The organism is Saccharopolyspora sp. NPDC045941, from assembly GCF_056431445.1.
The window spans coordinates 201,822-214,667 of sequence record NZ_JBWKKU010000008.1 but is presented as its reverse complement, the minus strand read 5'-3'; the positions used below and the strand labels follow the sequence as shown (position 1 = coordinate 214,667).

General features: G+C 68.4%; 10 protein-coding genes. All 10 read right to left on the bottom strand.

Features of this window, described 5'->3' with window-relative positions:
• Positions 1-149: 149 nt before the first annotated feature.
• A complete protein-coding gene (locus AC07FN_RS09220; RefSeq protein ID WP_478395168.1) occupies positions 150-1,052 on the bottom strand; it encodes a S1 family peptidase in 903 nt (300 codons plus the stop codon).
• A 650-nt stretch (positions 1,053-1,702) separates the two neighbouring features.
• Entirely contained in the window at positions 1,703-2,185 is a 483-nt protein-coding gene (locus AC07FN_RS09215) for a cytidine deaminase family protein (protein WP_478395167.1), read from the bottom strand.
• 239 nt (positions 2,186-2,424) lie between these two features.
• Positions 2,425-3,687: a nucleotide sugar dehydrogenase gene (locus AC07FN_RS09210; RefSeq protein WP_478395166.1), complete on the bottom strand. Its 1,263-nt coding sequence runs from the start codon at positions 3,685-3,687 to the stop codon at positions 2,425-2,427.
• A 104-nt stretch (positions 3,688-3,791) separates the two neighbouring features.
• Positions 3,792-5,831: a GNAT family N-acetyltransferase gene (locus tag AC07FN_RS09205; protein ID WP_478395165.1), complete on the bottom strand. Its 2,040-nt coding sequence runs from the start codon at positions 5,829-5,831 to the stop codon at positions 3,792-3,794.
• Positions 5,828-6,433 carry a sugar transferase gene (locus tag AC07FN_RS09200; protein WP_478395164.1) on the bottom strand — a complete coding sequence of 202 codons (606 nt, stop codon included), beginning with the start codon at positions 6,431-6,433 and terminating at the stop codon, positions 5,828-5,830. The genes AC07FN_RS09205 and AC07FN_RS09200 overlap by 4 nt, the downstream gene beginning before the upstream one ends.
• An 82-nt stretch (positions 6,434-6,515) precedes the next feature.
• On the bottom strand, positions 6,516-7,964 hold the full coding sequence (locus AC07FN_RS09195) for a hypothetical protein (RefSeq protein WP_478395163.1): 1,449 nt from the start codon (positions 7,962-7,964) through the stop codon (positions 6,516-6,518).
• Positions 7,961-9,571 carry a lipid II flippase MurJ gene (locus tag AC07FN_RS09190; protein ID WP_478395162.1) on the bottom strand — a complete coding sequence of 537 codons (1,611 nt, stop codon included), beginning with the start codon at positions 9,569-9,571 and terminating at the stop codon, positions 7,961-7,963. The genes AC07FN_RS09195 and AC07FN_RS09190 overlap by 4 nt, the downstream gene beginning before the upstream one ends.
• Positions 9,568-10,479 (bottom strand): hypothetical protein, encoded by a 912-nt coding sequence (locus AC07FN_RS09185; RefSeq protein WP_478395161.1) that lies wholly within the window; start codon positions 10,477-10,479, stop codon positions 9,568-9,570. Before AC07FN_RS09185 ends, AC07FN_RS09190 begins: the two co-directional genes overlap by 4 nt.
• Positions 10,476-11,585: a DegT/DnrJ/EryC1/StrS family aminotransferase gene (locus AC07FN_RS09180; RefSeq protein ID WP_478395160.1), complete on the bottom strand. Its 1,110-nt coding sequence runs from the start codon at positions 11,583-11,585 to the stop codon at positions 10,476-10,478. Before AC07FN_RS09180 ends, AC07FN_RS09185 begins: the two co-directional genes overlap by 4 nt.
• Positions 11,582-12,667, bottom strand: coding sequence for a Gfo/Idh/MocA family protein (locus AC07FN_RS09175; protein WP_478395159.1), 1,086 nt, complete (start codon positions 12,665-12,667; stop codon positions 11,582-11,584). Before AC07FN_RS09175 ends, AC07FN_RS09180 begins: the two co-directional genes overlap by 4 nt.
• Between the last annotated feature and the right edge of the window lie 179 nt (positions 12,668-12,846).

Genomic DNA, 12,846 nt, shown 5'->3' with positions numbered 1-12,846 from the left:
GGTGGGTTGGCGGCTCAGCTCTCCCTCAAAAAAACAACCAAAAAAAAAACAAAACAAAAAACAACAACCACCCCACCCCCCCCCCCCCCATCCTCCCCCCCCCCCCCCCCCCCCCGGGACGGCGAGGGTGTCCGCCGCAGGCGATGGGTTCACCGGTGGCGCGTCGTCCCCGGCGGGAACGACGGCTTGCCAGAAGGCATGTCGGAGCCTCCGCCGGAGGACTTGCCGGGCACCTCGGACGAACCGTCGGAGCCGCCAGAACTCATGGTCTGGTTGATCCAGTCGGCGTGCGCCACGACGTTGCTGTAGATGCCCGGCTTCTCCGCGCAATTCTCGGCCATGCCGCGGCTGGTCGCTCCGACCAGTTCAAATTCGCTGCCGTCCTGCACTACGGCCGGGCCACCGGAGTCGCCGTAACAGGCGTTCACCTTGCCCTCCTGATTGTCGATGCACAGCTCCCGTGCCGAATCGAACCCGTCCTGCGAGCTGCTGCAGTTCGCCGGGGCGAGCGTCTTGGTGTCCAGCTCCTTCAACTTCACCGGCGGCTCGCCGCACTTGGGCGTCCCGCACGTCTGGCCCCAACCGAGCAGCTGCAGCGCGGTGCCGGACTCCGGTGCGGTGGTGGCGATCTTGATCGGCTGCTCCTGCACCGGGTTCGACAGGTGGACCAGGGCCACGTCGTAGCCGGCGGAGACGTCGCTGCCGGCCTGCTTCTGCTTCGACTTGGGGTGGGCCACGAACTTGTCCGGCTTGACCACCTCGCCACCGCTGGTGCGGTCGGTCGTCCCGATCCGGTACTGGACGTTGCCGGGCTGCTGCCCGTCCACGCAATGCGCGGCGGTGACCAGCCACTCCTTGTCGATCAGCGAGGCGCCGCAGTGGTGCTTGCCGTCGGTGGACTGCATGGACGCCATGAAGCCGTAGGTCTGAGTCGCTTGGCCACCGCCGATGACGAAGGGCGCAGCCGCGGCGGTCGTCGCCGCAAGCGAAAGGCTGGCCAGGATCGTCACGGCGACCGCAAGAACGCCTCGGACCAGAGAACCTCGGGGCATGTTCTCTCTCCTCCCGCCCCAGCTGGCGCCCCGGGGGATGAGCAACGCCAGGAGCTGGGGGTTCGTGTGCAATTTCCGGGCGATACTGCCTGTTACGACGACTAATCGCGTTAACCCGAATGGGGGGTTCACCGCGGGTGCTCACTCGGCTATCGAGAGTACAAAGGGACACCCGTTGAACGCGGTGCCTCATGTGAATGCGGCGCCGCATGGGCCATGAAGGGTTCACGAGACCGGTGGGCACGGATGGGGCGCGAGACCGACCGGCGGACCGCATTCCGGTCCCACTGCGAGCCGGAAGCTCTCTTCAACGCTCACAGCCCCGGGGGCAGCCCGGTCGACCCGCCGGGAAGCGCAGTGGGTCAGGCACAACGCCGTGCGACCCGCGAAAGCCCTGACCGCGGTCGGCGAGCGATCCCGACCCGCCAGCCCTGCCGGGAACACCGTCGCCTCGACGTGGATGTCGAAGGATCTCGGTGCGGGTCCGCAACGCGGTGGTGTCGTGTTCGAGGCCGGATCCTGCTCCGGAAGTCCACAGTGGATCGCTGAGCCCGTTCGGGCAGGCCGTTCTGGAGGTCGCCGGTTGGCTCGTGCAGTCGACCGGCGGACGAGGCCGGATGCGAAGCGGTGCGGCCACCCCGGTGGTGATGTCAGGTTCGGCGCTCGGGATCGTTGCAGCTCGACGCGTCGAAGGCGGCCGTGCCGGCTTCCGGGGTCCACCTCTGGAACAGCGGCAGCAGATCGGCTGCCACTACAGAGCGCAACCCGTCCGGAGTGGGCACGACGACACGCATCATCGGGTAGTAGTCCGCGAACACCTGCCGGTCACGCCCACACGGGCCCGTGACACCGCGCCCGTCGCTGCCGACCGCGACGATGCACTTCATCTGCCGCGCGCCCTGGGCCCGAGCCGCGCCGAGTGCGACCAGCTCGGCGCATGGGCCGCCGGTGAAGTGGAAGAGGTTCACGCCGCTGAACATGCGGGAATCGGCCGCCATCACAGCGGCGCCCATCGTGTGGATGCCGTCCTCGTCAGGACCGGAATCCGCGTTGGCGTCGATCGTTCGGCGGGCGAGCTCGACCAGTTCGCCTTCCTCCGCGTTGAGCGGTCGCGCCGAAGGCGGTACGTACATGCTGACTTCCTCCTGACAGTCCGGACACCACCTTCGTCAAGGGCGTAGCCGACCGCCGGCGAAATTCGCGGTCCTGTCGAAGACCAGTCACGCCGGCAACAGCGGAATAGTCGCCCAGTTGCTCGCACAACAGGCGGAAAGAAAGCCATGGGATCGGCGCTCCCTCGAACGCCGATCCCGCGACCTGCACGAAGAACGTCGGACCGAGAGGATTTGAACCTGCGCCGACGCCCAGCTCGTCAAAAGCGCTCCGCCTGCGGTGAGCGGAGCCGGTTGCGGGTGTCCAGCACGCGGTCGGCGTAGCGCTCCAGCAGCGCCCAGTCGAGCATGTCGTGGTCGGCCAGCACGATGATCAGGTCGGACTGGGAGATCTGGTCGGCATCGAACCCCACCATCCGCACGTGGGGCGGAACTTCGTCCGGGTCGATGAGGGGGTCGACCGCGCGCAGGTCGGCGCCGAGCCGGTCGAGGCGCTCGGCCACGGCCATCGACGGGGAGTTGCGTGCGTCGCCGGAGTTCGCCTTGTAGGTCAGCCCGATCAGCAGGATCGCGCTGCTGTTCACGGATTTGCGGCGCCGGTTCAGGTGTTCCGTGGCACGTGCGACGACGTAGTCGGGCATGTGCTTGTTGACGTCGTTGGCGACGTCGACCAATCGGAACTCCCGTCCGAGGGAACGTCGCACCTGCCAAGACAGGTACGAGGCGTCGATCGGCAGGCAGTGCCCGCCGACTCCGGGGCCGGGTGAGAAGCGCATGAACCCGAACGGTTTGCTGGCCGCCGCATCGAGGACCGACCACAAGTCCACCCCGAGTCCGTGCGAGAACACCGCGAGTTCGTTGACCAACGCGATGTTGATGTGCCGGAAGGTGTTCTCCAGGAGTTTTGCCAGTTCCGCCTCCCGAGTTCCCGGCACCGGAACGGTCACTTCCACCAGCTGGTCGTAGAAGTCGCGGACGACGCGCAGCGATCCCGGGTCCACACCGGACACGATCTTGGGCGTGTTGTGGAACTTCCAGGTCGGGTTGCTCGGGTCGATGCGTTCCGGGCTGTAACCGACGTAGAAGTCGGTTCCTGCTCGCAGTCCTGAACCGGACTCCAGGATCGGCACGAAGATCTCCTCCGTGGTCCCGGGATAGGTGGTGGACTCGAGCACTACGCAGCAGCCGGGCGAGATGTGCGTGGACAACGCACGGGCGGCATCTTCGATGTAACGCAGGTCCGGCGCGCCGTCGTGAAGTGGGGTAGGAACGCAGACCGAAGCGAACTCGAAACCGCGCAATTCCGCGTGCTCGGTGGTCGGTAGGTACCGGCCCGTCGCCAGAGCGGCCGCGAGTCGCTCGTCGTCCACGTCGTCGATGAAGGACTTGCCCCTCTGGAGCAGATCGATGCGGTCCTCGTCGACGTCAAGACCGACGACGTCGAATCCGGCCTCGCAGGCGCGCATGGCGACGGGAAGGCCCACGTAGCCCTGGCCCACGATGACCACTCGTGCACCGGTCATTCCGATCACCTCCCCCGGGCTTCTCCTGGCTGCGTTCGTCCGCGGAGGTGCGACGGCACGCTGCGTGTTCACGGCTGATCGGTCATCGCGCTGCATGAAGCCTCCTAGCAGAAGTACCGGTAGAGCAGGGAGCCGGCTTTCCCGGTGATGTCATCGGAGACGGATTCGTCGGTGAGCAGACCGGTGATCTCGCCGAGCAGATCGTCCACTTCAGAACGTGCAGTCGATGATCCGCGCTGTGAGCGCAAGGTCACGACCTGCTTCTCGTCGTCGGCGTACTTCCGCTTGAAGCGCAGCAGCCCAGGCTGGTCGAGGTCGCTGACACCCCAGTCGACCAGCCGCAGCCCGCGATCCGCGGCCCAGCGGATCGCGGCCCAGTAGATCGCGTCGTTGGGGCGCAGTTGCAGCCGGTCCTGCAATGACGAGCCGAACTTGAAGTGCAGCACGCCGTTCCACTGCAGGAACACCGCGGCGGCGACGGGTTCATCGCCCGCGCGCGCCGTCATGGTCACGACCGAGTCCTCGGAGTGGAACTGCTCCCAGATGTTCTCGAAGAACTCCATCGGCTGGGCCAGCATTCGGTACTTGTGCTTGCGCAGCCGGACCTGCATCCGGTGGAAGTTCCGCAGCGCTTCCACCCCGGTGTCGGCGGAGATCCGGACGCCGTTCCGCTCCGCTGCGGCTATGTTGCGGCGGGCGTTGGCGGAGATCCGTCGGTGGATTTCGGGCAGGGGGGCGTCCAACCGCGTCGAGTGCCAGGCGAGCCGGCCCGCTTCCCGCAGCCGCGGATCCCGCAAGGGGGCTTCGGAGTGCAAGCACCGCAACGCAATGGGGAGGCCCTGGTCGACGATCCCGTTGGTAAGCCGGCGCCAGACAGCCTCGTCGGGTGCGAACGGGTCCGCCCAATCCGAGAACGGCAGGCTGCACAGCCGTTCGCCGCGGATGTCGTGGACGCGGACCCAGGCGAAGCCGCCGACCACCGCTCCCGATGCGTCCACCGCGATGCGGGCTTCAGGGGTGAAACCGTACGTCCGGCACAGTGCCTCCAGCCACGGCGGGGAGGTGAACACGCTGCCCTGCGGACCAGCGGCGAGTTCGGCCCATCGCGGGTCTTTCCGCGGGTCGACGGTGACGATTTCGGGCGTCGCGCTGCGCATCAGGGCCTTCGCAGGAGTCCGGGAGAGCTGGAACGGCGGTGGCTCCCGCAGCGTTCCCACCGCCGTGGACCGAGCTGCCAGCAGGTCATCGACGGTGATGGAGCCGAGTTCCCGGTGCAGTACCAGGCCGCGGCGACCGAGTTCGGTCGCGAGCTGGCGCTGGTGGTCGTCGATCGCCTCGCCGAACCGGCGCTCCCTGGTGACCACCACCGGCGCCTTCCCCGCATCGAACGCCAGCAGCACGGACCCGGTGCCGGAGTGGCTGATCACCACGTCGGCCGACGAAAGCGCCTCCGCGAGCTGGGTGATCGGCAGGTACGGCTTGGTTTGGATCGGCAGGTCGTCCACCGGCGCCGGACCGGTCTGCCAGAGAACTTCGACCGGCAGACCGGTCGCCTGGTGCAGCGCACCGTCGGGCTCCAGCAGCGGCACCAGAGATTCGATCATCCGGCGGAACGGGTACGTCGATGCGCCGACCGTGACCACCACGCGCAACCGGTCTCCCCGCGGGCGGTCTGCGGTCGTTGCCCGGTAGACGTCGAACTGGCTGCCGCCGTGGCGCCAGCCGTGGCCGGCGGCGTGCGGGTACTGGGTGTACACCCGGACCCGGGGAACCCAGCGGAGCAGTTTTCCGGTCAACGACGGGCTGTTCACCCGTGCGGCGCTTTCGATGTAGTGGCACTCCACGCCGCGCGCGGCCAGGTAGGGCAGGAAACCGAGTGCGATACCGGAACCGGTGGAGATGGCCCGGGTGATGCCCCGGGTACGCCACAGCCGGTGCGCGATCGGCAGGCACCGCAGAACTCCCCGCACGCTGCGGCATCCGACCGGCGGGACGTATACGACGTCCCGATCTGCCAGCATCGACGTGCTCTGCTCGTTGCGGCTGGTCACCCACACCGCCGGACCGTCCGCGGGAATCCGCTCGGACAGGCTGTGCAGCTGGGCCAGGTGACCGCCCGTGGTCGCCACGAAGAGCGTCGTCATCGGGCACCGTCCCCGCGCAGCATCGACGGCAGGGTTCGGGCCAGGATGCCGAGGTCGGTCTGCAGGCTGCGAGACCGCACGTAGACCACGTCCAGGCGGAGCATGTCCAAGGTGCTCATGGTGCTGCGACCGCTGACCTGCCACAGCCCGGTCAGCCCGGGCTTCACCGCGCTCCGTTCGGCGAACTCCGGTGGGAACATCGCGGCCTCCCACTCCAGGCACGGACGGGGTCCGACCAGCGCCATGTCACCGCGCAGCACGTTGAGCAGCTGCGGCAACTCGTCGAGGCTGGTGCGCCGCAGCCAAGAACCAACCGCGGTGATGCGCGGATCGCGGTCCAGCTTGAAGCTGCCGTCGGCGGAAGTGTCCTCGCCGCGCAACTCGCGTGCGATCATGTCGCGCAGCGGTTCGTCGCTGCACCCCAAGCGCATGGTGCGGAACTTGTAGAGCGTGAACGGCTTTCCGCCCTGCCCGACCCTGCGTTGCCGGAACAGCGCTGGGCCCCGGCTGGCGAGGCGGATGATGCCGGCGACGATGAGCATCGGCGGCGCGAGAACAGCCAACCCGACGGCCGCACCGACCACGTCGATCCCGCGCACCACGGACCGCTCCCACCGAGGTCGCCGACCGCACGGCGTCAACGGTTCCGGTGAGCGCTGCGCCCGCACCGCCGGTGTCGGTCTCCTATGTTGTGCGAGACCGATCGAGAGCAGGATCTTGAGTGCCGTGCTCGTCATCACCAAGCCTCCCAGACATGATCGCCAGCAGAACGAACAGCAGATCGCCGAACCCGCGGACCACCAGGTGGATGTCGATCAGCGACAGGATCAGGACCATCCACCAAGCGACCTCGAGCGTTGCCGCGCACGCCCCTACCGAGCCGGGACGCGGGGCCAGCCGCCTGGCCCCGCGCAGCACCGCGACCGACAGCCAGACGAACCCGATCAGCAGTGGAATCCCGCCGACCCAGAGGAAGAACAGGTAACCGGATTCGAGGTAGATGAAGTCCCGCCAGGTCTCCGGGGCAGTGAGCACCGAGTCAGGCGAGATTCCGAGGACGAAGTGCCCGTCCGCCAGCTGCGGCACGTAGAAGGTGGTGAGGTTGTCCCACCGGCCGAGCCAGCTGCGGGGCACGGTGTAGCCCTGCGTGAAGTCCGCCAAGCGGCCGAGGAACGCGGGCGCGCCGACGAGCGCTGCGATCCCCACGATCGGCAGGAACCTGGCCACCTGCTGCCGGACCTGCGGGTAGCGGCGCAGGATCAGCACCCCGGCCACGAGTGCGGAGATCCAGGTCGAGAACTGCCCGCTTGCGAGGACGCCGGCACCGAGCAGGACACCGAGCCCGATCCGCTCCCACTTGCCGAGGATTCCGCGAGTGCCGCAGTACAGCAGGAGTACCAGCCCGACGGTGATGTAATCGCCGGTCGCGATCGAGGACCCCAGTGTCGCCGTGCCGCGGTCGCTGGCCTCGCTCGCGCTCGCATGCCAGAACGCGCTCAGCAACGTCAGCACCGGTTCGACACCCAGCGTCTGCAAGATCGCCACTACCGACAGCCCGGCGGTCGGCCAGACCACCAGGCGGATGCAGCGGAGCCGCTGTTGCTCGGTGTGCACGGTCAACCGGACGAGCAGGAACAGCGCCACGAGTTTGCACACCGGCAGCAGTGCCACCAGATCGGAGCCGTGTGGTTCGGCACCGCGCAGCATCATCGACGCGATCGGCCACGCCGTGCTGAGCACCACGAAACCGGCTAGCGGAACGTCCAGCGGCCGGAGGCGCAGCGGGATCGGGTCACCACGTAGCAATCGCAGCCAGCCACCAAGACACGCCCCGGCCGCCAGCACGGCGAACAACGCCTCGTTCGGCCGGGCTCCGGGAACCAGCGTGCCCCTGTCGATACCCGCGAGGAACGGCAAGGTCAGCAGGTAGGCATAGGTCGCGAACACGGGGCGGTACGCCGCCGCGGCGAAGAGCGCTGCGGCCACCAGCAGTCCGGCGCCCAGCGGCCCGGCCACGGCGATGGCCAGTCCCGCCAGCGATGCGCACAGGGCGGCCTGGGTTATCAGCAGGCTTTCCGCGCGGTCCGGAATCCCGCCGGAGATCTCGTCGCGTCGGCGCAGCAGAACGCTCATGGGCATCGTCCGATCCAGCTGATGCGCACCGCCCCGGCGTAGACCGCGATCGCCACCAGTCCGCACGCGCCGAGGGCGATCACGCCTCCAGCCCGGCTGATCTCGCCGGTGCTCAGAAACCAGCGGCCGAAAGCGACGATCGGCACCATCGAGACGCAAGCGAGAAGAGCCCGCGCGATCTGTGCGTGGTCGATCCAGCGTTCGGGCCGCAACGCGGCTCGCAGACCGACGAGCACGGTCACCGCTCCGGCCAGCTCACCCGCCAGCAGGCCCGCGCACAGCACCACCAAGCGGGATTGGTCGTCCGGCACGAGCAGTGCGGCGACGGTGACGGTGAGCGACGCGGCCAGGAGTGCGTAGCTGGCCAGCCGCGGGCAGCGGGTGTTCAGCTGCGCGAAAAGCGCATCGAGGCCGACCATGTGCACGCTCGCCGCGAACTGGGCGACTGCGATCACCGCGAGGCAGGCCGCGAGCTGGTCGATCAGCTTGTCCGAGTGCAACTGCCCGTTCGCCAGCATGCTCGCAACCGGGTGTGCGAGCGCGGCGAGCAGGAGCAGCGGAGGCAGGCTGGTGATCGACGCGAGCGTCAGGGCTTGCCGCCACGACGCGGCGAAACCGCTGTGGTCGTCGCGTGCGACTGCGGCTGACATCCCGGGCAGGACGACGGTCGACACCGCCCGTGCCCCCAACGCGGTCGGGACCTGCATGACCGTGTAGGCGCTCTGCACCACGATGACTCCGCCAGGCACAGTCGACGCGGCGGCCAGGAGGACGTATAGCGCGACCGATCGCGTGAGGGGCAGGCTGATCGAATTGCGCAGCCGTCGCAGGACGGACGCCACCTCCGGGTCCGGTCGCCAGCGCAACGACGGGCGCAGCGGCAGCCCCGCCCGGGACGCCCCGAACAGCTGTAGGCAAGCGTGCACCGCCACGGCAAGGGTGCTGCCCAGCCCGAGAACGATCAACGGGCCAGCCGTGATCTCCGCGACATCGAGGCCCGGCCCCCAGTGCACACCTACCACGACCACGGCGGCGATGAGCACCACGTTCTCCGCTGCGGGAGCCACGGCCGCCAGCGTGAAGCGTTCGCGGGCCTGCTGAGCAGCGGCTCCCAGCGCTGCCGCGGTGTAGAGCATGACCTGTGGGGCGACCAGCAGGACGAGCACTGTTGCCGTCTGCTCGGTTTGTTCCCGGAGCGAGGGCTGCGGGATGCCGAGGCTCAGGCACCATCCGAGCACTGGCGCGGAGAGCGCCACGATGCCGGCCAGCACTGCTGAAGCGATCAGCAGGAATCCGCTGACCCGGCCGAGCAGCCTGGTCGCCGCGTCTGGTCCGCCGCGCGCGAGCACCTGCACCACGGTCGGGACGATCACGAGAGCGAGCGCGGGCCCCGCGATCACGCTGTAGGTCAGGTTGGGGACCATGTTCGTGGCGACGAACGCGTTCGCGAAGTAGGTCGGGCCGAGCACCGCGCCAACCACGACGACCCGGACCAGCCCGGTCAGTCGGCTGATGAGGATTCCGCCGGAGACGACGGCAGAACGCCGCACCGTTCTCCTGGCGGCTGGCCGGGACAGGCCGGCGCGCAGCACGGAGCGAGCACTCACCGAGTGCTCCACCGGCGGACCAGGAGCACAGCGGTGATGGCTGCGACCAGGAGTCCGGCGACCGCTCCGGCTGCCGTGGCGAACATGGGGCGGGGGCTGACGGGGTCGGTGACCGAGTAGGCCGGCACCACGACCTTGGGTTCGGACCGCGCGAGTTGGGTCATGCTGAGCTGGTCGAGCTGCGACTGCAACTGCTGCTCGCGTTGCTGCAGGCCTTGCGCCAGAGCTTCGGCGGCGGCCAGCGAGGACGAGCCGGGTACTGCGTGCTCTCGCGAGACCTGCGCGTTCGCCTCGGCGAGCTGCGCCCGGACATCGGCGAGGTTCCCGAGCACGTAACCGTCCACTCCGGACTCGCTGTTGGTTCGCGCCACGTCCCGGTAGCGATCGACGATCTCCCGGGTCCGGCGCAGGGCGACGTCGGGGGCACCGGCCCTGGCCTCCACCTGCAGGACCTCGCTGCTGTCCAGCAGCGACATCGTCACCGCCTTCTCCAATTCCTCCACCGGAAGCCGCTCCTGGGCGGCGACCGGCCCCAGCACCTGCCTGCTGCGCAGCAGCACCAGTTGGGTCGTCAGACTCCGGTCCTCGCGCAGGAATCCGGTCGACTTCTCCTCTCCGATCTCGTAGAGGATCTGCGCGCGCGCCGCGTACACCGGCGGCCACACCAGGGCCCCGATGAATGCGGTGCCGGCGCCGAGCAGCACGATCAGCAGAAATACGCCCAGCAGTCGCCGCTTGTTGGCCAGCAGTGCGGACCACGCCCGGCTTTCCGGCCCGGGCGGCGGGGTTCGCCGGTCTTCCCGAGCGCCGTGGAGCGGACTGGTGGGCTCGGCACCGGTTCTCACCTGTGCGGCGTCCAAGCGCTGAGCGTTGACCGGTTCGCTGTTGGTGTGTTGGGTTTCGGTCAAGGCCAGACACCTCGCAATGCGTCGCAAACCCGTACGACGTCGCCGTCGTCGAGCGTCGGGGAGATGGGCAGGGACAAGATCTGCGTGGCCGCCTCCTCGGCGACGGGAAGCCGTTCGCCGCATCCGGCGAAAGCCGGTTGCAGGTGGCAGGGAACCGGGTAGTGCACGCCCCACCCCACACCGGCCGCGGAGAGCGCCGCACCCGCCTGTTCCCGCCGCAACGTCCGCACCACCGCGAGGTGGTGCACCTGCTCGGCCGCGGGGTCCACTGCGACCGGCTCGAAGGACACCGGCAGCGATTCCCGGTACCGGCGCATGAGTTCGCGCCGACGCGCGTTGTCGGAGTCCAGCCGCGGGAGTTTCAAGGACAGCGCTGCGGCCTGGATGCTGTCGAGCCTGCTGTTCCGGCCTGGCAGCTCGTGGCAGTGCCGGTCGTGCGCGGCTCGACCGTGGTTCGCGAGGCGCCGCACCCGGTCGGCCAACTCGACGTCGCTGGTGACGACGGCGCCGCCGTCGCCCAGTGCGCCGAGGTTCTTCCCGGGGTAGAAGCTGAAAGCGGCGGCGCGGCCGACACTTCCGGCGGCGTGCCCGCTGTAGCGCGCTCCGTGCGCCTGTGCCGCATCCTCGATGAACGCGAGACCGCAGCGGTCAGCGAGCGAGCTCAGCGCCGGCACTGCGACCATTTGGCCGAACAGGTGAACCCCGATGATCGCAGCAGTACGCCGGTTCACCGCTGCGGCTGCCGCCGCGGGATCGATCAGCAGCGTGTCGGGACGGACATCGACGAATACCGGTCGCGCCCCGGCCGCACGCACCGCTTCCGCGGTGGCGACGAAGGTGTTCGCCGGGACGATGACCTCGTCGCCGCCTCCGATGCCCAGCGCGGTCAAGATCAGTTCGATGGCGTCGGTGCCGTTGGCGACACCGACGCAACTGCGCGACTCGCAGTACGCGGCGAACTGCGCCTCGAACCGTTCGACTTCCGGCCCGCCGACGAACCGGCCGTGTTGGAGGACCGCCTTCCACGCCACCTCCAGATCCGTCTGCAGGTCGGCGTTGACGTCCACGAGGTCCAGGAAGGGGACCGCACCGGTGTTCCCGTTCATTGCATGACCTCCCCGCAAGCAGGCTCTGCGAGCAGCTGAGGGGGTTCCACGTCATCGGCGGAGCGCTGTGCCGGAACGTCCAGAACCCGTACCGGCCGACCGGTGACCTGTGCCAGGTCCGACGCGCTGAGCACCCGGACGATCTCCAGGCCGCGCCGACCGGAGGTGTTGGGAACTCGGCCGTTTTGTGCGCATTCGATGAAATGGGTGTCCTGCACGAGCAGCGGCTCGCGGAACGCCACGTGCGGCGAGACGATGTCGCCGGAGCGGTAGGTGATCGGCATCGCGTACGCGTCCGCCGGATCGTCGAGGCCGTGCGAGTCGACGCCGATGTCGTAGACGCGGATCCGGTCCTCATCGGAAGTGTCGTCGTAGACCGCCATCTTCCGGTCGCCGACGACCGTCACGCGGCGGACCTTCTGCGGATTGAGCCAGCTGACGTGGACGAAGGCGTAGGTCCCGGACTTCTCCAGTTCCAGGCGCACGTGCGCAACGTCCGCGTGTCGCCCGTCGACGTGATGATGGGCCCACGTGGTGACCGCCGCCGGAGTTTCGCCCATCAGGAACGAGATGATCGAGAGGTCGTGCGGCGCGAGGTCCCAGATGACGTTCACGTCCCGTTGGTAGAGACCGAGGTTCAGCCGCGCGGTGTCGATGTAGAGCACCCGCCCCAGCTCGCCGGAATCGATGATCTCCTTGAGCTTCCACACCGCGGCGTTGTATTCGAAGGTGTGGCCGGCCATGAGCACCACGCCACGTTCATCGGCGACATCGACGAGTCTTCGGGCGTCCTCGATCGAGGTCGCCAGCGGCTTCTCGACGAGGGTGTGCTTTCCCGAGAGCACGGAGCGCAGCGCGATCTGCGCGTGCGAGCACGGTGGAGTTGCCACCACCACCGCGTGCACGTCGGGGAGAACCTCGTCCAGCTCGCACGCCGTGCCCGCCGCCGGGAAGTTGCGGTGGGCCTCGGCCAGCCGCCCGAGATCCCGGTCGACGACCACCACCTCCACGCCGGGCAACGTGCTGAGAACGCGCACGTGCTTGGAACCCCAGTAGCCGTAACCCACTACTGCAACGCTCATGCTGTCCGTTCGATCCATGCAAGCCTCCAGAAACCAGTTGGGACGCAACAGGGATCCGGTGAGCCATCGTTGAACGTCATGTGGAGATCTGCTTGGCTGGCAATACCAAAGTGGATGCTCCGCCGATCTGTCGCACAGCGTCAGCGCGGTTCTGTCTGCCCACGAGCAGGCGAACCTCT